This is a genomic window from Nitrosomonas sp. TNE100, assembly GCF_055387135.1.
Genome location: NZ_AP040997.1, coordinates 1,756,545 through 1,779,121, shown reverse-complemented (window position 1 = coordinate 1,779,121; position 22,577 = coordinate 1,756,545). Strand labels below are relative to the sequence as shown.

Below are 22,577 nucleotides of genomic sequence, written 5' to 3'. Positions count from 1 at the left end.
CTTACCTGTCAGAATCGGCTTCAGTTGAAGTATTGCATCCGAATAAAAATCTTCTGGTCGAAACATTATGCAAATAAAAGCTGATATGGCGCTGAAGAAATCTTTTGATATCCATTTTGGCATGCTGACAGGTACCTCCCGAATGTTAGGGGTGGATATCGGCGCTTCCTCAATTAAGTTAGTGGAATTATCCAGAAAAAGTGGAGCGCCAGAATCATATCGTTTGGAACGCTATGTTATCGAACCATTGCCGATGGATGCTCTGCAAGATGGAGGTATTAACCAGATTGAACAGGTGAGTGACAGTCTCCAGCATGCCCTGAAACGAATGGGAACGCGACAGAGGAAAATTGTTATGGCTCTGCCGCTGACATCGGTTATTACAAAGAGAATCAACGTACCTGCAGGTTTGCGGGAGGATGATCTGGTGTTTCAGGTTGAAACAGAAGCCAATCAGTATGTACCGTTTGCAATGGATGAAGTCAATCTTGATTTTCAGGTGATTGGACCGGCTCCAGATTGTCCGGAAGAAGTGGAGGTGTTGCTGGCGGCTGCTCGTAAAGACAAAGTGGAAGATCGTGTGGCAACAGCAATGTCTGCCGGCCTGAAGGTAATGGTGATGGATATCGAGCAATTTGCTGCCCAGGCTATTTCTTCCAGAGCGATTGGCAGTCAGCTGCCGGATGGGGGAAAAGATAAGGTGGTTGCGCTCATTGATATTGGCGCGAGCGTCACGCGGATTAATGTGCTGTTAAATGATACCTCTATCTATATGCGGGATTTATCCTTTGGTGGAAATCAGTTAACGCAAGAAATCCAGAATCAGTTCAATTTCTCTCCGGAAGAAGCCGAGACAGCCAAGCGCAACGGTAAGCTGCCGGAGAGTTATCAAAATGATGTATTGCGGCCTTTTTGTGAAACGGCTGCGCTGGAGGTGGCTAGAGCCATACAGCTTTTTTATACTTCCACTCAACATACTCAGGTTGACTATATCTCCTTGTCAGGAGGGTGTGCAGTGATCCCGGATCTTGAGGAAATCGTATCTGAACGTACCGGGGTGATTACCCAGGTGATTAATCCGTTTTCCGGTATGGAGTTATCCGGCCGGATTGCACCGCGGCAGCTGAAGATGGATGCTGCGGTGTTGCTGACTGCCAGCGGCCTGGCTATGCGAGGATTTGATCCATCATGATACGTATTAATCTACTTCCACATCGTGAACTTAAGCGTAAGGCGCTTCAGCAACAGTTTGCCGTACTGGCAGGTCTTACTGTTGGCCTGGGAGTGCTGATTATCTGGGGAGTACATGAAATGGTGATGGATAAAATCAATCATCAGAACGGACGTAATCAGTATCTGCGGGATGAGATTGCTGTTCTCGATCGGCAAATTACCGAAATAAAATCGATTAAGGAAAAAATCCAGGAGATGCTGGCACGCAAGGAGATCGTTGAATCGCTGCAGGGAAATCGCATCAAGGTAGTGCATATGCTGGATGAGGTAGCCAGGCAGTTACCAGAGGGGGTTTACCTGAAGAGCTTAAAACAAACAAATGAGCACCTGCACCTTGCTGGTTACGCTCAGTCCAATGCTGGGATCTCGACGCTGATGCGCCATCTGGATGCATCACCTTGGCTGGAATCGCCATTGTTGATTGAAATTAAGGCAGCTACCGAAAGTGGTGTCAGGCTTAGTGAATTCGATTTGAATGTCAAATTGACCGAGTTGCCAGAAGAGGATGGCCATTCCGGAAGAAACGAGATGGCAGCAAAAATTACTGCAACGGCGGGGCAACCATGAATCTGCTGGAAGAGTTACGTCATGTCAATCCCAATGAGCCTGGCAGCTGGCCAGTTGTGCTCAAGGCGGGTGCACTTGCGTCATTGTTGGGGACCCTCATGGTGGCAGGTTACCTTCTGGATTGGGAGGAGCAGTGGGAGGCACTGGAACAGGTGCAGCAAGAAGAAGATACGTTGAAAGCTACTTTTATAGCCAAAAAAAATAGTGCGGTCAATCTTGATCTTTTTCGTGTGCAATTGGCGGAGGTGGAGCAAACGCTGGGTACCTTGCTGAAACAGTTGCCTAACAAGTCCGAGCTGGATGCGTTGCTGGTGGATATTAACCGGGCCGGATTGGGACGAGGATTGCAATTTGAGTTGTTCAAACCCAATGCCAAGGAAATAGTTCGTGAGTTCTATGCCGAGCTGCCAGTTTCTGTCAGGGTGACGGGTAATTATCACGATATTGGTGCTTTTGCAAGCGATGTGGCCCAGTTGCCGCGTATTGTTACGTTGCAGGATATTGAAATCATTCCCGGGAAAGATCGCCAGTTGATATTGAACGCAACGGCAAAAACTTTCCGTTATCTCGATGATGAGGAAATTGCAGAGCGCAAAAGGGAAATGACAGAGAAAAACAAACAGAAGAATGCAAAGGGAGCGTCATGAACGATCAATTCCGCTTCTGGATGACTGTGATGGTGGTGCTGTTTACAGCGGCATGCACTCAGGAGGGCTATGAAGATCTGGAGTCTTTCGTCAGGGAATCAGGAACGGGATTGAAAGGAAAGGTAGATCCCCTGCCTGAAATCAAGCCACCGAAGCATTTTGTTTATCAGGCTTTCGAAATTCCAGATCCCTTCAGTAATCGAAGAAACAAGCAGGAAAAGTCTGATCGAGATGAGTTGCAGCCTGATCTGAAACGTCCCAAAGAGGCACTGGAAAATTTCCCGTTGGAAAACCTCGCTATGGTCGGTTCGCTACGGCGTGGAGAGTACGTTTTTGCCCTGGTTAAGGCACCGGATAATTCTGTGCACCGTGTCAAAACCGGCAATTACCTTGGGCAGAATTTCGGTTTGATTACAAGGGTTTCCGAGGAGGAAGTCAAATTGAGAGAGATTACGCGAGGTAGTGCGGATGAATGGGTTGAACGGGCCAGTGTACTCATGCTGCAAACTCAGGAGCAGAAATGATAGATTGGAAAACGGGAAATAAATGGCGCAAGAGTTGCATAATCATGGCTGCTCATCGAGCTTGGCAATGTGTGTCGATGTGTGTTCTGCTGGTTGCGTGGACCGTTCAGGTTGTAGCTGCATCAACGTCAGTAAATATCCTTCGTGCACTGGATATTACGGCCCAAACAGATGGTCGTTTAATTGTTAAAGTGACATTGGATCGACCGATTGCGACGCTACCGGCCGGAGTATTGCTGAATGATCCCGATCGTCTTTATTTTGATCTGGAGCAGGTCGCCAGCGCTCTGGGCGAGTCTGGCAAGATATCAGGTCGTGGTGTAATAAAGAGTATGGATGTTGTGCCTGCCGAGGGCCGTACCCGTCTGGTTATGAATTTGTCAAAAGCAGTTAAGTATGAAATCAGCACGGAAGGTAACGATTTGCTGATAGCGCTCCGGGGCAATAAATTGGGGGAATCACTCAATCGTGCCGCCGTTTCAGCTTCCATGCCAGTAAGAGGTGAAGCACAATTAAGCTTGCGGGATATCGATTTTCATCGCGGTACACAAGGTGAGGGCAGGGTGGAGGTGGAGCTGTCACAACCAGGTGCGGTAGTCAATGTGCATAGTCAGGGAGGAAGGTTGCTTATCGAGTTCATGAAGGCTTACCTCCCTCCCAATCTTGAGCGGCGGTTGAATGTGCTGGATTTTGCCACACCAGTACAGACAATTGAGACTATCGCGCGGGATGGTAACGTGCAGATGATTATCGAGCCGAAAGGGCGCTGGGAGCATACATCTTACCAAACCGGAACTAATTTCACGGTAGAAGTCAGATCGGTAGTTGAAGGTGATGATATGCCCATTCACAAAAAGCTGATTGATGGAGGTTATACTGGTGAAAAACTTTCACTTAATTTTCAGGATGTTGAAATTCGCTCAATTCTTCAGGTTATCGCTGATTTTACTGATTTGAATATCATTGCCAGCGACTCAGTTAAAGGTAATCTGACCCTGCGGTTGAAGGATGTTCCCTGGGATCAGGCGCTGGATATCGTGCTGCAAACGAGCGATCTTGATAAACGCAGGGTGGGTAATGTGATTTTTATCGCGCCACGGGAAGAAATGGCTGCTCGTGAAAGATTACAGCTGGAGCAGAATCAGCAGATAACCGAGTTGGAAGTGTTGCAAACGGAAGCATTCAGACTGAATTATCGGACTGCCAGTTCGATTCCGCTTAAGGGTATTCTGAGTCAACGTGGTTCGGTGGAGGTTGATGACATCAGCAATACGCTGACCGTTACCGATATTCCCACCAGGCTTGCAGAGGTGGCTCGGCATGTGGCCAATCTCGATACCCAGGTGCGCCAGGTCATGATTGAAACCCGTATTGTCGAGGCAACCGATACATTCAGCCGTAACCTGGGAGCTCGTTTTGGGGTGCAGAACGCAACTCGGATCGGAAGTCGGACTAACGGACGGCGACTGGGTATTTCCGGGAATTTGGGCAATTCCAGTGAATTGGCTGCTGGTACGATATCACCGTCTGGTGGGGATAATCTTAACGTCAATTTACCGGCGGCTGCGCTTGCAGGAGTCGCGGGTGGCCCGGCTGCACTCGGATTGAGCTTGATTAAGATTAACAACGGCACATTGATTAATCTGGAGCTTTCTGCGTTGGAATCGGATAGTCAGGGCCGTATTATCGCTAGCCCGCGCCTGGTTACGGCTAATCGTGTGGAGGCGAGTATTGAGCAGGGTACGGAAATCCCCTTTCAGACTATTAGTGTGACACGGCCACAGATTCAGTTTAAAAAAGCTGTTCTTGGCCTCAAGGTTACGCCACAAATCACTCCTGATGATAATATCATCATGAAATTGCAGGTTAATCAGGATACTCGCGGAGAAAGCACGCCGGCTGGCCCAGCCATTGATACCAAGCAAATCGTCACCGAGGTGCTGGTAGAGAATGGGGGCACAGTTGTCATCGGCGGTATATTTGAACAGGTCGAAAAGCGGGATCGTAACCAGATCCCGTTACTGGGAGATGTGCCGTTACTGGGAAATTTATTTAAAAATACCGCAAAGCGAGATGATAAACGAGAATTGCTGATATTCGTCACGCCGCGTATCCTGAACGAAAATTTGAGTAATAATATTCGATCCGCATTGAATTGATATGAAAAACAATCAAGATAACAGTATCAAAAATTTTGTGTATTTGGCCCATGCTATAGCATTGACTTGATCAGGCTAAGCGTTCATAATGCCCTGCTATTTTGGAGGGGTTCCCGAGTGGTTAAAGGGATCAGACTGTAAATCTGACGGCTCTGCCTTCGAAGGTTCGAATCCTTCCCCCTCCACCAGTCACGGTAACAAAAATCAGAGATGTGTGTAATGCTGGAATTTGATCGCACTAGTCATTGCAGATAGTGCGGCTGTTTATTTAAATGTAAGGCAGGTGAACCGGGCACAAGCGGGTGTAGCTCAATGGTAGAGCAGAAGCCTTCCAAGCTTACGACGAGGGTTCGATTCCCTTCACCCGCTCCACAACATTACGGCGAGGAAATGTTCTTGTTCTATACGCCCATGTAGCTCAGTGGTAGAGCACTCCCTTGGTAAGGGAGAGGTCGCCAGTTCAATCCTGGCCATGGGCACCAAGTTATGCTGCAGCCAGGTTATTAGATTACTGATACAAGCATTAATAAAAGGAAACAGACGTAATGGCGAAAAGTAAATTCGAGCGGGTGAAGCCGCATATAAATGTAGGGACGATAGGCCATGTGGATCATGGGAAAACGACGTTAACGGCGGCGATCACGACCATCCTGACCAGGAAATTTGGCGGGGAAGCCAAGTCATATGCTCAGATAGATTCGGCGCCCGAGGAGCGTGCACGTGGGATTACTATTAACACATCCCATGTTGAATACGAAACAGATAAACGCCATTACGCGCACGTTGATTGCCCGGGTCACGCCGACTATGTGAAGAATATGATCACAGGAGCGGCGCAGATGGATGGCGCTATTCTGGTGGTGTCAGCAGCTGATGGACCCATGCCGCAGACACGCGAGCATATTCTGCTGGCGCGGCAGGTGGGAGTGCCTTATATCATTGTCTTCATGAATAAGGCTGACATGGTAGACGATGCTGAGTTACTTGAGCTCGTCGAAATGGAAATACGTGAACTGTTATCCAAGTATGATTTTCCAGGGGATGATACACCTATTATTATTGGTTCAGCACTGAAAGCGCTGGAAGGGGATAAAGGTGACATCGGTGAAGCAGCTATTCTGAAGCTGGCGGAAGTGCTGGATTCATACATCCCGGAGCCACAAAGAGCGATTGATGGGGCTTTTATTATGCCTGTTGAAGATGTGTTCTCAATCTCCGGGCGTGGAACTGTTGTTACAGGGCGTGTGGAGCGCGGTATAGTCAAGGTTGGTGATGAGATAGAAATTGTGGGATTGCGACCTACAATCAAAACGACATGTACCGGCGTCGAGATGTTTCGGAAGTTGCTGGATCAAGGGCAGGCCGGAGATAACGTTGGTATATTATTAAGAGGTACCAAGCGAGAAGAGGTGGAGCGTGGCCAGGTTCTGGCCAAGCCGGGCAGTATACTGCCACACACCAAATTTTCTGCGGAGATATATGTGTTGAGCAAAGAAGAGGGTGGTCGGCATACACCATTTTTTGCAGGATATCGCCCACAGTTTTATTTCAGAACAACTGATGTAACAGGCTCCATTGAACTGCCGGCAGGCGTCGAAATGGTGATGCCAGGTGATAATATATCGGTTAATGTCAATTTGATTGCACCAATAGCAATGAGTGAGGGATTACGTTTTGCTATTCGTGAAGGTGGACGTACCGTCGGCGCTGGTGTGGTCGCCAAAGTAATCGAGTAAATAAGCTGATAAATTTGTAGTCTGCAATTTTTTGTTTGGAAGATAGGCCAGTAGCTCAATTGGCAGAGCGTCGGTCTCCAAAACCGAAGGTTGGGGGTTCGATGCCCTCCTGGCCTGCCAAAGTATAGATATAAGCAAAGCTGAATAATTTTATTTCAAATCTTCAGGCAAGCTGAAAAATAAAAAGAAGGTTTGTAATTTGGATTTTTTTAAGTTAAAAGTAATTTTCGGGAACGAAAAAAGTGAATAAGATTAAGCTTGGAATAGCAGCACTATTAGGAGCAGCAGGCTTTTTCAGCTTTTATTTTTTGCAGGATAGCCCTGTAGTGGTAAGAGTAGTAGCTTTGTTATTAGGGTTGGTTTTCGCGACGGTCGTTATTTTATTTACGATACAAGGAAAGCAACTATTTTCATTTTTTAAAGATTCGATAGAAGAAGTAAAAAAGGTTGTTTGGCCCACCAAAAAGGAAACACTTCAGACATCTGGCGTGGTCTGTGCGTTTGTTATAACGATGGCGTTTTTTTTATGGATTGTTGATTCGGGTTTGATGGTGATCGTTAAATATGTAATGGATCAGGAAGGGTGAAAGTGTTCCGGGAGGAATATGAGTAAAAAATGGTACGCTGTTCATACCTATTCGGGTTTTGAAAAGAGTGTAAAGAAGGCATTAAGAGATCGGATCGTGCTGCACAAGTTTGAAGATAAATTTGGTGAGATCCTTATTCCTGTTGAAGAGGTGGTAGAAGTCAAGGGTGGTCAAAAAAACATAAGTGAAAGAAAGTTTTTTCCAAGCTATATATTAATTGAAATGGAAATGACTGATGAAACCTGGCATTTGGTTAAAGGTACACCAAAAGTAACGGGTTTTGTGGGAGGGACATCTATGCAGCCCATTCCAATCAGTCACAAGGAAATAGAAAGTATATTTAATCAAGTAAGAGAGGGAGTGGAAAAGCCCAAGCCAAAAGTAATTTTTGAGGCAGGAGAGGCGGTGCGTGTTAAAGAAGGGCCCTTTACTGACTTCCATGGAAACGTCGAAGAAGTTAATTACGATAAAAATAAATTACGGGTGTCTGTATCAATTTTTGGGCGCCCTACGCCCGTCGAGTTGGATTTTCATCAGGTTGATAAAATATAATTGCGCAATATATGGGCGATTGTCTCCTGTGGGAGATGTGGTTTCGGAGTAGTTTGTAGCAAAAAAGAGGGAGAGTATTGTAGCTAATATTCGTTTGGACCTAAAAAGGAGAATATTTTGGCAAAGAAAATAATAGGGTATATAAAACTTCAAATCCCAGCAGGGAAAGCGAACCCAAGTCCGCCAGTGGGGCCTGCACTTGGTCAACGCCAACTGAATATCATGGAGTTTTGTAAAGCTTTTAATGCGGCTACCCAAAAAATGGAGCCGGGATTGCCTGTGCCAGTGGTTATTACGGCGTATGCAGATAAAAGTTTTACATTTGTTTTAAAGACGACTCCTGCATCTGTTTTAATTAAGAAATTAGCCGGTTTGAGTAAAGGTAGCGCCCAGCCTCATGTGGATAAGGTAGGTAAGCTGACTCGGAGCCAGGTAGAAGAAATTGCTAAAATTAAAATGGAAGATCTTACTGCGGCCGATATGGATGCAGCTATCCGAACAATTGCTGGAAGCGCCAGAAGTATGGGTGTTGAAGTAGAGGGAGTGTGATATGGCCAAATCTTCAAGACGTTACAAAGAAATTACTCAAAAAATTGATCGTGATCGATTATATCCCCTAACAGATGCTTTGGCTTTGGTGAAAGAAGTTGCTACGGCTAAATTTGACGAATCAGTTGATATTGCAATTAATCTCGGTATAGATGTTCGTAAATCGGATCAGGTAGTACGGGGTGCAGTGGTCTTGCCATCCGGTACAGGTAAGACGGTGAGGGTGGCAGTTTTTGCACAAGGTGATAAAGCTAAGGAAGCGTTAGATGCAGGAGCAGATATAGTAGGCCTTGAGGATCTCGCTGAGCAAGTTAAAGCAAACGAGATTAATTTTGATTTGGCAATAGCAAGTCCTGATTCAATGCGAATAGTTGGTCAATTAGGGCAGATACTCGGTCCTCGTGGTTTAATGCCCAATCCAAAAGTGGGGACAGTGACACTTGATGTGGCAAGTGCGGTCAAGAATGCTAAAGCAGGCCAAATTCAATTCAGAGCGGACAAGGCGGGTATCGTACATTGTACTGTAGGTAGAGCTTCGTTTAGTGTAGATGCCTTGAGAGAAAATATTATAGCACTGGTTGATGCATTGAATAAATCAAAACCAGCAACATCAAAAGGTGTTTATCTACGTAAAATGGCCATTTCAAGCACCATGGGAGCAGGTGTGCGAGTTGACCATGCTGGAATAATTAATTAGTTGTAATAAAAGGCTTTGGGCTGTTGTTAAGATGTTGTATCAACAGATTGTCAAAGACCGTTGGGGTTTTTATTATCTAAAAATAGCAATCTATAATGCTAATTGCTGTTTTTGAGTGAAAACTTAATTGCAATAAAGGAATGGTTGCAGGTTTACTGGGTAGCGATGAGGAAACACAGTGAATCATCAAAAAGTAGCAGAAATTTATAAATGAATAGTCAATTTTGTGAAAATAGAGTCTGACAATCAAGTCAATACTTGTAAATCATAAAAAGTGATTATTATGTTTTTGCAGTTATTCCAAAAAATTGCGCCCAACGCAGATGGTGTGCCCATAAAGCAGGTAGAGAGAAATTTCTCCTGGTTCAGGTCGCCATTTTTAAATGGGAAATATATCGTTATGAGTAGTAACGATAATTTTTGGCTGAATTCTAAATGGGGAGAGTCTTTTGAGTCATAATCTCGAGGAAAAGAAAGCAATTGTAGCCGAGGTCAGTGATCAAATTGCAGAAGCCCAGGCTATCGTTATAGCGGAGTATCGTGGATTGGGTGTTGGGCAGCTTACTCAGTTGCGAGTCAAGGCGCGAGAATCTGGTATTTATTTCCGAGTTATCAAAAATACCTTTGTAAGGCGGGCAGTTGTTGACACCCCTTTTTCTGGGTTAGCTGAATCAATGGTAGGGCCACTTGCTTACGGAATTGGCAGTGATCCTGTGATCACTGCAAAAGTTCTTCATGAATTCGCTAAAGGTAATGATCGTTTTGTAATTAAGGCTGGTGCTATGGCCGGGACAGTAATGTCCGGTAAGGATGTCGCTGCTCTCGCTGCATTACCAAGTAGAGAGGAGTTGCTGTCCAGATTGCTTGGTACTTTACAGGCGCCTGTTGCGAAATTTGTTAGAACACTTAATGAAGTTCCTTCAAAATTTGTGCGTGGGCTTGCTGCAGTATGTGATAAGAAGTAATCGGAAGCCGATATATATATAGATGGCTTAAAGCGATTCGTATCAGATTGATCTGAATTTAATTTATATCAGGAGAAATAAATGGCTATGGCAAAAGGGGAAATTTTAGAATCTATCGCTAATATGACAGTTCTGGAATTATCAGAATTAATCAAAGAGCTAGAGGAGAAATTTGGTGTTTCAGCAGCGGCACCAGTTGCTGTGGCTGCTGCGCCTGCTGCTGCAGCAGCTGTTGAAGAACAAACTGAATTCTCTGTGATTCTTACTTCAGCTGGTGACAATAAGGTTAATGTCATTAAGGTTGTTAGAGCGGTCACCGGTTTGGGTCTGAAGGAAGCGAAAGATTTGGTTGATAGTGCTCCTAAAGCAGTCAAAGAAGGTGTTTCTAAAGATGATGCAGAAGCACTCAAGAAACAGTTGACTGAAGCTGGCGCTGGTTGTGAGATTAAATAGTTAATTGTATTAGTAATTCAGGCTGACAGATACGGATTGTATCGTCAGCCTTTATCTCGTATGTCGGTATAGAAATAACGCTGATAAATAGAAGTATGTACTAATAGATTGTTAATTGTAATTGTTAGTTAAACCTCAAAAATTTTTTTCTCTGGCCTATCCCGGCGACATAGTTTAATAAAAGTTTCTTTGATCTTTAAATATCATGTCTGTAGTCTATGAGTTGTTGGGGTAGAGTATTTTGTTTCTTGGCCCACGTATTACCGCTATATAGGTTAAGGTTGTAGCTTTGTTTAGGTGCTCGTTTTATATCAAATAAACTGCCCTTCGATCCCGATTATATCTTCAGTGCACGGAGTGATTTAATGAGTTATTCGTTTGCCGAGAAAAAACGTATCCGGAAAAGTTTTGCTAAACGTACCAGCATTCTACCATTTCCGTTTCTTCTTGCCACCCAGATAGAATCTTACGCTGATTTTTTGCAAGCAGATGTGGCGCCTGGTAAACGGAAGAATCAGGGGCTGCAGGCAGCATTTAATGCTGTTTTTCCAATAGAAAGCCACTCTAATAACGCTCGTCTTGATTTTATAAGTTATATGCTTGGCACATCTGTGTTTGATGTTAAGGAATGCCAACAGAGAGGGTTGACTTATGCTTCTCCACTGCGCGCCAGAGTCAGGCTGACTATTATGGATAAAGAAGCTTCAAAACCAACTGTCAAAGAAGTTAAAGAGCAGGAAGTTTACATGGGAGAAATTCCTCTCATGACAGAGACTGGTTCTTTTGTTGTTAATGGTACGGAGCGTGTTATTGTTTCACAGCTGCATCGTTCACCGGGGGTGTTTTTTGAGCATGACCGCGGCAAAACACATTCATCCGGTAAGTTGTTATTTTCTGCCCGTATTATTCCATACCGTGGTTCTTGGCTGGATTTTGAATTTGATCCCAAGGATTATGTCTATTTTAGGATAGATCGCCGCCGCAAAATGCCGGTTACAACTTTGCTAAAGGCAATGGGCTATTCTTCCACGCAGATTCTTGCTGATTTTTTCGAGTTTGATCACTTTACACTTGCGGGTAATAAGATTTTATTTCACCTCATACCGGAGCGTTTGCGTGGGGAGTTGGCTAGCTTTGATATCGTTTCTGAAGATGGCAAGGTTTTTGTACAAAAAGATAAGCGGATAACGGCAAAACACGTTCGTGATCTGCAACAGGCTAACCTTACTAAAATTTCTGTCCCTGAAGAATTTTTATTAGGGAAAATTTTGGCTGAAGACATCGTAGATAAGGAAACGGGGGAGGTTATTGCCACAGCCAATAGCGAAATTAATGAAACCTTACTTGAACGAATTAAGCAGACTCAAAATAAAAATAGTGAGATTAGTACTCTTTTTGTGAATGACCTCAATTACGGCCCTTATATTTCACAAACGTTGAGGGTTGATGAAAGTACTGATCAAATGTCTGCTCAGGTCGCTATTTACAGGATGATGCGACCTGGTGAGCCTCCGACTGAAGATGCCGTATTAGCTTTATTCAATGGCCTTTTCTATTCCCCGGAGCGTTATGATTTATCTGTCGTTGGTCGGATGAAATTCAATCGGCGGGTGGGGCGTGAAGAACTAACAGGCTCTACGACTTTATCAAATGAAGATATTACCGATGTTATCAAAATACTGGTTGAGTTGCGAAATGGTAGAGGCGAGATTGATGATATCGACCACTTGGGTAATCGTCGCGTTCGTTCGGTAGGTGAATTAGCAGAAAATCAATTTAGAGCAGGTTTAGCTCGAGTTGAGAAAGCGGTTAAGGAGCGTTTGAGTCAGGCTGAATCAGAAAATCTGATGCCGCACGACTTTATCAATGCTAAACCGGTGTCTTCTGCTATACGTGAGTTTTTCGGATCAAGTCAACTATCACAGTTCATGGATCAGACTAATCCATTATCCGAAATTACACATAAAAGGCGTATATCAGCATTAGGGCCTGGCGGGTTGACGCGGGAGCGTGCGGGTTTTGAAGTGCGTGATGTGCATCCAACTCATTATGGACGTGTGTGTCCGATTGAAACTCCGGAAGGACCAAATATTGGTTTGATTAATTCGTTGGCTCTTTATGCTAGAACCAATGAATATGGATTCATAGAAACCCCATACCGCATGGTTAAGGATAGTCGCGTAACGGAGGAGGTCGTATATCTTTCAGCTATCGAAGAAAGTCAGTATGTCATTGCACAGGCAAACGCAAATTTTGATCAGACCGGGGTCTTCACTGATGAAGTTGTTTCTTGCCGCCATAAAAATGAATTTACCCTGGCGTCCAGAGACCAGATTGAGTATGTTGATATTGCGCCAGCCCAGATTGTTTCTGTGGCGGCTTCACTGATTCCTTTTTTGGAGCATGATGACGCGAATCGCGCGTTGATGGGATCAAACATGCAGCGACAGGCGGTTCCGTGTTTACGTGCCGAGAAACCTTTAGTAGGCACAGGGATTGAACGAGTGGTTGCTGTACATTCAGGAACTGCGGTTAAGGCATTAAGAGGCGGAGTGGTAGATTATGTGGATGCAGGGCGTATAGTGATACGTGTGCATGATGCAGAGACTCGTGCCGGGGAAGTTGGGGTGGATATTTACAACCTCACCAAATACATCCGTTCAAACCAGAATACTAATATCAATCAAAGGCCTATTGTAAAAATTGGTGATATTCTTTCTCGTGAGGATGTAATTGCAGATGGTGCATCGACTGATCTGGGTGAACTGGCTCTTGGCCAGAATATGTTAATAGCATTTATGCCCTGGAATGGACTCAATTTTGAAGATTCTATTTTGATATCTGAGCGAGTTGTATCAGATGACAGATTTACTTCAATACATATTGAGGAATTAACAGCCGTCAGTCGCGATACAAAGCTTGGTACTGAAGAGGTGACCGCAGATATACCAAATTTATCCGAGCGTCAACGTGCGCGTCTTGATGAGTCAGGAATAGTTTATATAGGCGCTGAAGTTGAAGCCGGGGATGTGTTGGTGGGTAAGGTTACACCTAAAAGCGAAACACAATTAACACCTGAAGAGAAACTGCTTCGTGCGATATTCGGAGAAAAGGCATCAGATGTTAAAGATACCTCCTTGCATGTGCCAGCAGGTATTTCAGGGACTGTAATAGATGTACAGATCTTTACGCGGGAAGGAGTTGATCGAGATAAACGTTCCAAACAGATAATAGCGGATGAATTGGGGCGCTTTAAAAAAGATCTTGCAGATCAAATGCGTATTGTTGAGGCAGATGCTTTTCAGCGTGCAAAACGATTACTTGCAGGTAAAGTTGCTGCTGGAGGGCCTAAAAAATTGGCAAAAAATTCAACTATCACACAAGAATATCTCGAAAGTGTGGAAAAACATCACTGGTTTGATATTCGTCTGATTGATGAAAATACAAGCCTTCAACTGGAGCAGATTAAAGATAGCCTGGTTCAGAAAAGAAAGCTGTTTGACCTTGCCTTTGAAGAAAAGCAGAGGAAGCTTTCCCAAGGGGATGAGCTGCCGCCCGGTGTTCAGAAAATGGTGAAGGTTTATATCGCGGTTAAACGGAGACTGCAATCCGGTGACAAGATGGCTGGCCGACACGGAAACAAAGGAGTCATTTCAAAAATTGTTCCCGTGGAAGATATGCCCTATATGGCGGACGGCACACCAGTTGATGTTGTACTGAATCCATTGGGTGTTCCTTCGCGTATGAATATTGGTCAAGTACTTGAAGTGCACTTGGGTTGGGCTGCTAAAGGGCTCGGCAAGAAAATTAACGAGATGCTGATCTCTCAACGTGATGCGTCTGAAATCCGGGATTTTTTAAGTAAAATCTATAGCGATAACGGAAAACAGGAAGATTTGGTTTCTCTGGATGATAAAGAAATACTGGAATTGGCAAAAAATCTGTCAGATGGAGTTCCTTTTGCCACCCCTGTTTTTGATGGTGCTCATGAATCCGAGATCAAACATATGTTGAAATTGGCAGACCTGCCGGAATCCGGGCAAACTACGCTCTACGATGGCCGGACAGGGGAAGCTTTTGATCGCTTGGTTACCGTAGGTTATATGCATGTACTAAAACTTCATCATCTGGTAGATGACAAGATGCATGCTCGTTCAACAGGCCCTTACAGTCTTGTCACGCAACAGCCATTAGGTGGCAAGGCGCAATTCGGGGGGCAGCGGTTTGGTGAAATGGAAGTCTGGGCTTTGGAAGCATATGGCGCAGCTTATACCCTTCAGGAAATGCTTACTGTGAAATCTGATGACGTCAATGGACGAACTAAGGTTTATGAGAGTATTGTCAAGGGGGATCATAAAATTGATGCAGGTATGCCAGAATCATTCAATGTACTAGTTAAAGAAATCAGATCTCTGGGGTTGGATATCGACCTAGAACAGCATTAATATCTCTATTAGTTTGATATTGATGTGTTTGTCTCAATTTTGTATGGCAGTTCTGTGTTGATAAGCGCTCTTCTAGCCGCCTTTCAAGATTGAGACTCAAAATTTCCATTTCCTTGGCCTATTTCAGGTTTATACGTTGATTCACAGGAGTGACACGTGAAAGCACTGCTTGATTTATTCAAACAAGTTACACAGAAAGAAGAATTCGATTCCATAAAAATAGGCTTGGCTTCTCCTGAGAAAATTAGATCATGGTCATATGGAGAGGTAAAAAAACCTGAAACGATAAATTACCGGACCTTCAAGCCTGAAAGAGACGGTTTATTTTGTGCCAAAATATTTGGCCCGGTTAAGGATTATGAATGCTTGTGTGGCAAATATAAGCGACTTAAACACCGGGGTGTGATATGCGAAAAATGTGGTGTGGAGGTCACCTTATCCAGAATCAGACGGGAGCGCATGGGCCATATTGAACTGGCTTCGCCTGTTGCCCATATATGGTTCTTAAAATCATTACCTTCACGCTTGGGTCTTGTGCTCGATATAACGTTACGAGATATAGAGCGGGTTCTGTATTTTGAGGCCTATATCGTTACTGATCCAGGTATGACACCACTGACTCGTGGTCAGCTTCTGACTGAAGATGACTATCTGAATAAAACAGAAGAATTTGGGGATGATTTTAGTGCTGCAATGGGGGCAGAAGGTATTCGTGCGCTGTTGAATAGTATGGACATCCTGTCGGAAATAGAGTCTTTACGTCTTGAGATCCAAACGACAGGCTCTGAAACTAAGATTAAGAAGGCTGCCAAGCGACTCAAGGTGCTTGAGGCGTTTAATAAATCCGGCATGAAGCCGGAGTGGATGATATTGACGGTATTGCCAGTTCTGCCTCCAGAGCTAAGGCCATTGGTTCCATTGGATGGTGGCCGTTTTGCAACTTCTGATCTTAATGATTTATACAGGCGCGTTATAAATCGCAATAATCGTTTGAAGCGGTTGCTGGAATTGCGGGCACCGGAAATTATTATCCGTAATGAGAAGCGCATGCTGCAGGAATCGGTGGATTCATTGCTTGATAACGGCCGCCGGGGTAAAGCAATGACGGGAGCAAATAAGCGACCGTTAAAATCACTTGCGGATATGATCAAGGGTAAGGGGGGACGTTTCCGTCAAAACCTGCTGGGTAAGCGTGTTGACTATTCCGGTCGCTCTGTAATTGTGGTAGGGCCGCAACTCAAGCTTCATCAGTGTGGCTTACCGAAAAAAATGGCATTGGAATTATTCAAACCGTTTATTTTTAATAAGCTGGAAGTAATGGGAGTGGCGAGCACGATTAAAGCGGCCAAGAGGGAAGTAGAGAACGAAAATCCGATTGTTTGGGATATTCTGGAAGAAGTTATCCGTGAACATCCGGTAATGCTTAACCGGGCACCAACTTTACATCGACTCGGTATCCAGGCTTTTGAACCTGTTCTGATTGAAGGAAAGGCAATTCAGTTGCATCCGCTTGTATGTGCTGCTTTTAATGCGGACTTTGACGGTGATCAGATGGCGGTGCATGTTCCTTTGTCGCTTGAAGCTCAGATGGAATGCCGTACGCTGATGTTATCAACTAATAACGTTCTTTCCCCAGCTAATGGCGATCCAATCATAGTTCCTTCCCAGGATATCGTGCTAGGTCTTTATTATATGACGCGCGAAAAAGTTGGGGCGCAAGGGGAGGGAATGGTTTTTTCAGATGTTTCGGAAATAACGCGTGCTTATGAGAGCAAAGCGTTGGAGCTGAATGCCAGAATCACCGTAAGAATCAAGGAAAAGAAAAAATCTTGTGGACATGGTGAAGATCCGATTGAAACGATTACACGTTTTGAAACTACCGTTGGCAGGGCGCTCATATCTGAAATCTTGCCAGCAGGACTTCCTTTCGCCCTAGTCAACAAAACGCTTAAGAAAAAGGAAATTTCCAAGCTTATAAATGCTAGCTTCCGTTTGTGTGGTTTGCGGGAGACCGTTATATTTGCTGATAAACTTATGTATTCAGGTTTTTCCTATGCGACTCGAGGTGGAATTTCCATATGCCTGGATGATCTTGTTACGCCATCACAGAAGACCGGTATTATTCAGGCAGCTGAGCAAGAAATACATGAAATAGCAAATCAATATATTTCCGGCTTAGTTACTCAAGGAGAGCGTTATAACAAGGTGGTTGATATCTGGGCTCGTGCAGGTGATCAGGTGGCTAAAGCAATGATGGATCAGCTTAGTGTCGAACCGGTCAAAGATCAAGAGACGGGTGAAATCAGGACAGATAAAAATGGGCAGGCAGTTACGCAGGAATCATTCAATTCAATTTACATGATGGCTGATTCAGGAGCCCGAGGTTCTGCCGCGCAGATCCGTCAACTTTCAGGCATGCGTGGCCTTATGGCAAAACCTGATGGCTCTATTATCGAAACCCCGATTACAGCCAATTTCCGTGAGGGACTTAATATCCTGCAGTATTTTATTTCGACACACGGTGCCAGGAAGGGGCTGGCAGATACAGCACTTAAAACTGCTAACTCAGGATATCTCACACGTAGGCTGGTTGATGTGACCCAGGATCTGGTTATCATAGAAAATGACTGTGGTACGGATGGTGGTGTCGTAATGAAGGCTTTGGTAGAGGGTGGTAACGTTGTTGAATCCTTGCGTGGGCGAATCTTAGGGCGAGTAGCGGCGACTGATGTTATAAATCCAGAAACCGGTGAGGTTATTTGCTCGGAAGGTACATTGCTGGATGAAGATACAGCCGATGAAATTGAAGCTTGTAGTGTTGATGAAGTAAAGGTAAGGACGCCACTCACTTGTGAAACTCGATATGGACTTTGTGCGAAATGCTATGGGCGTGACCTGGGGCGTGGAACGCCAGTTAATGTTGGAGAAGCCGTGGGAGTGATTGCAGCTCAGTCTATTGGTGAACCGGGTACGCAGCTAACCATGCGGACTTTTCATATTGGTGGTGCGGCTTCAAGAGCAGTTGTTGCCAATCAGGCCGAGAGCAAATCAAACGGAGTTGTCCGTTATTCTCATCATATTCGCTATGTAAAGAATGCACAGAATGAACTAATTATAATTTCTCGTAGTGGCGAAATCCTGATCCAGGATGAGAACGGTCGTGAACGTGAGCGGCATAAAATTCCTTATGGTGCGACGTTGCATGTGCAAGATGGCGAAACAATCAAGGCAGGGCAAATCCTGGGCTCATGGGAGCCTCATAAACGTCCTATCATAACGGAATATGCCGGCAAGATACGGTTTGAGAACGTTGAAGAAGGCGTAACAGTTGTCAGACAAATTGATGAAATAACCGGGATGGCCACTCTGGTAGTTATAGACCCCAAGCGGCGAAACATTGCGCAATCCAAAGGATTACGGCCGCTTGTTAAGTTTTTGGATGAAAATGATCAGGAAATCAATATCCCAGGGACTGATCAACCTGTCAGCATTACATTCCACGTTGGTTCTATTATAACGGTACGAGATGGACAACAGGTTGGTATTGGTGAGGTTCTGGCTCGTATTCCCCAGGAGACATCCAAGACTCGTGATATTACTGGGGGGCTGCCTAGAGTGGCTGAGTTGTTTGAGGCGAGAGTGCCCAAAGATGCTGGTTTCCTTGCTGAGGCTACTGGCACGGTAGCTTTTGGGAAAGATACCAAAGGGAAACAGCGTCTTGTTATCACTGATCTGGATGGTATTGCACATGAATATCTGATTCCTAAGGATAAGCATGTGACTGCGCATGATGGTCAAGTGGTAAATAAGGGTGAGGTGATCGTTGATGGGCCTATCGACCCTCATGATATATTGCGACTGCAGGGTGTTGAGGCATTGGCGAAATATATTAGCGATGAGGTTCAAGATGTCTATCGCCTACAAGGTGTAAGCATCAATGATAAGCATATCGAAGTAATTGTTAGGCAGATGTTGCGCCGTGTCCAGATAACAAATGCAGGTGACTCAGCTTTTATTCTTGGAGAGCAGGTCGAGCGTGCTGAAGTTCTTGCCGAGAACGAAAAACTCATTGCTGAAAACAAGATGCCGGCGACCTATGAGTATGTGTTACTGGGGATAACCAAGGCATCTCTTTCTACTGACTCGTTTATTTCTGCTGCTTCTTTCCAGGAAACAACTCGTGTCTTGACCGAAGCGTCTATCATGGGTAAAAAAGATGATTTGCGAGGTTTGAAGGAAAATGTAATTGTAGGCAGATTAATACCAGCAGGGACGGGCTTGTCCTTTCATAATATTCGGAAAAAACAAAGATTATCGGAAAATACTGTCTATCTGGATGCTGACTTGACGGAGAACGAAATTGCCGAGTGATGGATGCTGTTAATAATATTAATTATGGTTGATAAGGTCAGAGGCTTTCAAAACTTTTAGCTTCATGTTTTAAAATCTTGACTTGTCTCTGATGAGAAAGTAGTCTTGGGGCGCTGTGATGTATAGAAGTGATTTTGGCTGGTTACCTGAGAGGGATTGGGGTATCTGGTTATTGTTTGTACATTGGAAATACCGACAGGTAGATTACGGAGGAGAGAGATGAGATTAGGGGAGTATTTGAAGGGGATGCTGCTGTGTGCGGGCCTGTTGTTGATTGGGCCGGTACAGGCGGATATATCGACGGTGCCGGATGAGACGTATGAAGCATTGAAGCTGGATCGCAGCAAAGCCACGCCGAAAGAGACCTATGATGCGCTGGTGAAGCGTTACAAGGATCCTGCACATGGTGCTGGCAAGGGCACGATGGGAGACTACTGGGAACCGATAGCGCTTAGTATCTACATGGACCCGAACACCTTTTACAAACCACCGGTTTCCCCGAAAGAAATTGCTGAGCGCAAAGACTGCGTTGAATGCCACTCTGATGAAACGCCGGTTTGGGTAAGAGCATGGAAACGCAGCACCCACGCCAACCTGGACAAAATACGCAACCTCAAGCCGGAAGATCCGCTTTTTTACAAAAAAGGCAAGCTGGAAGAAGTTGAGAACAACCTGCGCTCCATGGGCAAACTTGGAGAGAAGGAAGTGCTCAAGGAAGTAGGCTGTATTGACTGTCACGTTGACATCAACGCCAAAAAGAAAGCAGATCACACCAAAGACGTACGCATGCCTACAGCTGACGTTTGCGGAACCTGTCACCTGAGAGAATTTGCCGAGCGTGAATCCGAGCGTGACACCATGATCTGGCCGAATGGCCAGTGGCCTGACGGACGTCCATCCCACGCCCTGGACTACACAGCCAACATTGAAACCACCGTTTGGGCAGCCATGCCGCAACGTGAAGTGGCAGAAGGTTGCACCATGTGCCACACCAACCAGAACAAATGCGACAACTGTCATACCCGCCATGAATTTTCGGCGGCAGAATCCCGCAAACCGGAAGCCTGTGCCACCTGTCACAGCGGCGTGGATCATAATAACTATGAAGCCTACATTATGTCCAAGCATGGCAAACTGGCTGAAATGAACCGGGGAAACTGGAACTGGAATGTTCGTCTGAAAGACGCCTTCTCCAAAGGAGGTCAGACCGCACCGACCTGTGCAGCCTGCCACATGGAATACGAAGGGGAATATACCCATAACATCACCCGTAAGACCCGCTGGGCAAACTACCCGTTTGTTCCGGGGATTGCAGAAAACATCACCAGCGACTGGTCAGAAGCTCGTCTGGATTCCTGGGTTGTGACCTGTACCCAATGTCACTCGGAACGGTTTGCCCGCTCCTACCTGGATCTCATGGACAAAGGTACCCTGGAAGGGCTGGCTAAATACCAGGAAGCCAATGCCATTGTTCACAAAATGTATGAAGACGGCACCCTGACTGGTCAAAAAACCAATCGTCCGAATCCACCGGCGCCAGAGAAACCGGGTTTTGGTATCTTCACCCAACTGTTCTGGTCCAAGGGTAACAACCCGGCCTCACTTGAACTGAAAGTGCTGGAAATGGCAGAAAACAATCTGGCCAAAATGCACGTAGGACTGGCACACGTTAATCCAGGTGGCTGGACTTATACCGAAGGTTGGGGTCCGATGAACCGTGCCTATGTTGAAATCCAGGATGAATACACCAAGATGCAGGAAATGACAGCTCTGCAAGCGCGTGTTAACAAACTGGAAGGTAAAAAAACCAGCCTGCTTGACCTCAAGGGAGCGGGAGAAAAGATCTCGCTGGGAGGACTGGGAGGTGGAATGTTGCTGGCGGGAGCGATTGCTCTGATTGGCTGGCGTAAACGTAAGCAAACGCAAGCTTGACTGCTTCGTTGACACCAAACCGGCGCGCACAGTCGCGCTGGTTTGACCGACTCCTCCCGCCACTGGGGATTTTACTGGTGACGGGAGGTTTGGTTTTGCTGGGTGGGTATGCTTGGCTGCTGCTGACACCGGATGAGGCTCCCTATCGTTACCAGCTGGCTGCCACCGGCAAGGTGGACGACTATCCTGATCTGGAACTGGAAGCCTGGCCGGATCTGACCATCAACCAGTACGACATTCATCTGGAAGGAACGGATCAACCGATAGCACAAGCCTGGTTTGGTCAGCGTGCAAATCAACCGCAGGTATTACTCAACTGGAAGAACGAAACCAGAGAACCTCTGCTGGCGCTGGATCAGAAAGCTGCTGAACTCAGTGCGCTTGCAACGGCAATAGACAAATACGCCCCGCGAGATGCACTACTGCTCAGCTGGTGGGATACCTCACGCCAACTGGCCCTGTTGACCGGACGAGACGTACTGTTCCACAGCACACTGCACGAACCTCTGATTGTTCCGCCGGAATGGCAAGCGCATGCGCAAGCGATCCGCGCTTATGAAAACGAACAAACCGGCGCTGCGGCCGATCCACAGGAACGCGAGCTGTTTCTGCGTTTTACGCAAAGCCTGCTCAATCCGCTGGCCAGTGGCCTGGCTGATTTGCGACAACTGGCCGGTACACGCGATGCTTACCTGATCGTGCATATCAGCGACCTGTACAAACTGGGTCTGCTATACCCTGACAAATTTGGCATTGCCTACAAACCCTACCGCCTGACCGGTAACCTGCATGGCATGATCAGTCATGTCAAGACCGAGATGAGCAATCACGGCTACTACGCCTACACTGTGCAATCGTTATCGGACGAACTGATTCGCGCCTTCTTTCTGACAGATGAAGCCAGTTACCACACCCTGCTGGCCAGGCTGCTGCCATTTACCAGCCAACCTTCTCCGCTGGAGCTCACCTCTCCGCGATTGATCTACCAGCAAGGAGGATACTGGGTCTATCAACTGGCAGAAAAGGCCCCGGAGGCACAAACCCAGCACAATCTGCAACCCGCTCCGGATCATGATAAAACGACGGATTCAACCCATCTGACTGATCAGGTACAATGATGGTCGGCAAGACAAAAGAATCATAATCTGTGTTCAAACATC

Annotated in this window: 16 protein-coding genes and 4 tRNA genes; all 20 read left to right on the top strand. The window is 45.7% G+C overall.

The genetic code is table 11. From position 1 onward, the window contains the following. Positions 1-67 precede the first annotated feature (67 nt). The 20 genes from ACZ5EJ_RS08390 (at position 68) to haoB (ending at position 22,535) form a co-directional block, all read left to right on the top strand. The gene (locus tag ACZ5EJ_RS08390; RefSeq protein ID WP_083331383.1) at positions 68-1,192 is read left to right on the top strand and encodes a pilus assembly protein PilM; all 1,125 of its coding nucleotides are present in this window, start codon (positions 68-70) and stop codon (positions 1,190-1,192) included. Then, positions 1,189-1,800: a PilN domain-containing protein gene (locus ACZ5EJ_RS08385; RefSeq protein WP_011634846.1), complete on the top strand. Its 612-nt coding sequence runs from the start codon at positions 1,189-1,191 to the stop codon at positions 1,798-1,800. Before ACZ5EJ_RS08390 ends, ACZ5EJ_RS08385 begins: the two co-directional genes overlap by 4 nt. After that, positions 1,797-2,447 carry a type IV pilus inner membrane component PilO gene (locus ACZ5EJ_RS08380; protein WP_074456447.1) on the top strand — a complete coding sequence of 217 codons (651 nt, stop codon included), beginning with the start codon at positions 1,797-1,799 and terminating at the stop codon, positions 2,445-2,447. The genes ACZ5EJ_RS08385 and ACZ5EJ_RS08380 overlap by 4 nt, the downstream gene beginning before the upstream one ends. Next, a complete protein-coding gene (locus ACZ5EJ_RS08375) occupies positions 2,444-2,971 on the top strand; it encodes a pilus assembly protein PilP (protein WP_011634844.1) in 528 nt (175 codons plus the stop codon). The genes ACZ5EJ_RS08380 and ACZ5EJ_RS08375 overlap by 4 nt, the downstream gene beginning before the upstream one ends. After that, positions 2,968-5,130 carry a type IV pilus secretin PilQ family protein gene (gene pilQ, locus ACZ5EJ_RS08370; protein WP_083331384.1) on the top strand — a complete coding sequence of 721 codons (2,163 nt, stop codon included), beginning with the start codon at positions 2,968-2,970 and terminating at the stop codon, positions 5,128-5,130. The genes ACZ5EJ_RS08375 and pilQ overlap by 4 nt, the downstream gene beginning before the upstream one ends. A gap of 103 nt (positions 5,131-5,233) precedes the next feature. After that, positions 5,234-5,318, top strand: a tRNA-Tyr gene (locus ACZ5EJ_RS08365). A gap of 110 nt (positions 5,319-5,428) precedes the next feature. Further along, positions 5,429-5,502, top strand: a tRNA-Gly gene (locus tag ACZ5EJ_RS08360). 35 nt (positions 5,503-5,537) lie between these two features. Beyond that, positions 5,538-5,612: transfer RNA gene (locus ACZ5EJ_RS08355), tRNA-Thr, on the top strand. 63 nt (positions 5,613-5,675) lie between these two features. After that, positions 5,676-6,866: an elongation factor Tu gene (gene tuf, locus ACZ5EJ_RS08350; RefSeq protein WP_011633671.1), complete on the top strand. Its 1,191-nt coding sequence runs from the start codon at positions 5,676-5,678 to the stop codon at positions 6,864-6,866. Between the two features lie 44 nt (positions 6,867-6,910). Next, a tRNA-Trp gene (locus tag ACZ5EJ_RS08345) sits at positions 6,911-6,986 on the top strand. A gap of 122 nt (positions 6,987-7,108) precedes the next feature. Beyond that, positions 7,109-7,453 carry a preprotein translocase subunit SecE gene (gene secE, locus ACZ5EJ_RS08340; RefSeq protein WP_011634841.1) on the top strand — a complete coding sequence of 115 codons (345 nt, stop codon included), beginning with the start codon at positions 7,109-7,111 and terminating at the stop codon, positions 7,451-7,453. An 18-nt stretch (positions 7,454-7,471) separates the two neighbouring features. Then, positions 7,472-8,005: a transcription termination/antitermination protein NusG gene (gene nusG, locus ACZ5EJ_RS08335; RefSeq protein WP_074456450.1), complete on the top strand. Its 534-nt coding sequence runs from the start codon at positions 7,472-7,474 to the stop codon at positions 8,003-8,005. 117 nt (positions 8,006-8,122) lie between these two features. After that, the gene (gene rplK / locus ACZ5EJ_RS08330) at positions 8,123-8,554 is read left to right on the top strand and encodes a 50S ribosomal protein L11 (RefSeq protein WP_011634839.1); all 432 of its coding nucleotides are present in this window, start codon (positions 8,123-8,125) and stop codon (positions 8,552-8,554) included. Position 8,555: 1 nt separating this feature from the next. Further along, entirely contained in the window at positions 8,556-9,251 is a 696-nt protein-coding gene (rplA, locus tag ACZ5EJ_RS08325; RefSeq protein ID WP_074456451.1) for a 50S ribosomal protein L1, read from the top strand. Between the two features lie 449 nt (positions 9,252-9,700). After that, the gene (gene rplJ, locus ACZ5EJ_RS08320; RefSeq protein ID WP_074456452.1) at positions 9,701-10,216 is read left to right on the top strand and encodes a 50S ribosomal protein L10; all 516 of its coding nucleotides are present in this window, start codon (positions 9,701-9,703) and stop codon (positions 10,214-10,216) included. A gap of 81 nt (positions 10,217-10,297) precedes the next feature. Further along, positions 10,298-10,669, top strand: coding sequence for a 50S ribosomal protein L7/L12 (gene rplL, locus ACZ5EJ_RS08315; protein ID WP_074456453.1), 372 nt, complete (start codon positions 10,298-10,300; stop codon positions 10,667-10,669). A gap of 365 nt (positions 10,670-11,034) precedes the next feature. Further along, a complete protein-coding gene (gene rpoB / locus ACZ5EJ_RS08310; RefSeq protein WP_074456454.1) occupies positions 11,035-15,114 on the top strand; it encodes a DNA-directed RNA polymerase subunit beta in 4,080 nt (1,359 codons plus the stop codon). A 156-nt stretch (positions 15,115-15,270) separates the two neighbouring features. Further along, the gene (rpoC, locus tag ACZ5EJ_RS08305) at positions 15,271-19,485 is read left to right on the top strand and encodes a DNA-directed RNA polymerase subunit beta' (RefSeq protein ID WP_464556900.1); all 4,215 of its coding nucleotides are present in this window, start codon (positions 15,271-15,273) and stop codon (positions 19,483-19,485) included. Between the two features lie 219 nt (positions 19,486-19,704). Next, complete coding sequence (locus ACZ5EJ_RS08300; protein ID WP_011634719.1) at positions 19,705-21,417, top strand: multiheme c-type cytochrome; 1,713 nt, start codon at positions 19,705-19,707, stop codon at positions 21,415-21,417. Continuing rightward, positions 21,414-22,535, top strand: coding sequence for a hydroxylamine oxidation protein HaoB (gene haoB / locus ACZ5EJ_RS08295; protein ID WP_464556860.1), 1,122 nt, complete (start codon positions 21,414-21,416; stop codon positions 22,533-22,535). Before ACZ5EJ_RS08300 ends, haoB begins: the two co-directional genes overlap by 4 nt. The last annotated feature ends 42 nt before the right edge of the window (positions 22,536-22,577 follow it).

Coding starts and splice junctions, on each gene's coding strand:
- ACZ5EJ_RS08380 (WP_074456447.1), top strand. CDS start 1,797: ATGAATCTGCTGGAAGAGTTACGTCATGTCAATCCCAATGAGCCTGGC.
- rplA (WP_074456451.1), top strand. CDS start 8,556: ATGGCCAAATCTTCAAGACGTTACAAAGAAATTACTCAAAAAATTGAT.
- ACZ5EJ_RS08385 (WP_011634846.1), top strand. CDS start 1,189: ATGATACGTATTAATCTACTTCCACATCGTGAACTTAAGCGTAAGGCG.
- ACZ5EJ_RS08390 (WP_083331383.1), top strand. CDS start 68: ATGCAAATAAAAGCTGATATGGCGCTGAAGAAATCTTTTGATATCCAT.
- rpoB (WP_074456454.1), top strand. CDS start 11,035: ATGAGTTATTCGTTTGCCGAGAAAAAACGTATCCGGAAAAGTTTTGCT.
- ACZ5EJ_RS08300 (WP_011634719.1), top strand. CDS start 19,705: ATGAGATTAGGGGAGTATTTGAAGGGGATGCTGCTGTGTGCGGGCCTG.
- ACZ5EJ_RS08375 (WP_011634844.1), top strand. CDS start 2,444: ATGAACGATCAATTCCGCTTCTGGATGACTGTGATGGTGGTGCTGTTT.
- pilQ (WP_083331384.1), top strand. CDS start 2,968: ATGATAGATTGGAAAACGGGAAATAAATGGCGCAAGAGTTGCATAATC.
- tuf (WP_011633671.1), top strand. CDS start 5,676: ATGGCGAAAAGTAAATTCGAGCGGGTGAAGCCGCATATAAATGTAGGG.
- rplL (WP_074456453.1), top strand. CDS start 10,298: ATGGCTATGGCAAAAGGGGAAATTTTAGAATCTATCGCTAATATGACA.
- nusG (WP_074456450.1), top strand. CDS start 7,472: ATGAGTAAAAAATGGTACGCTGTTCATACCTATTCGGGTTTTGAAAAG.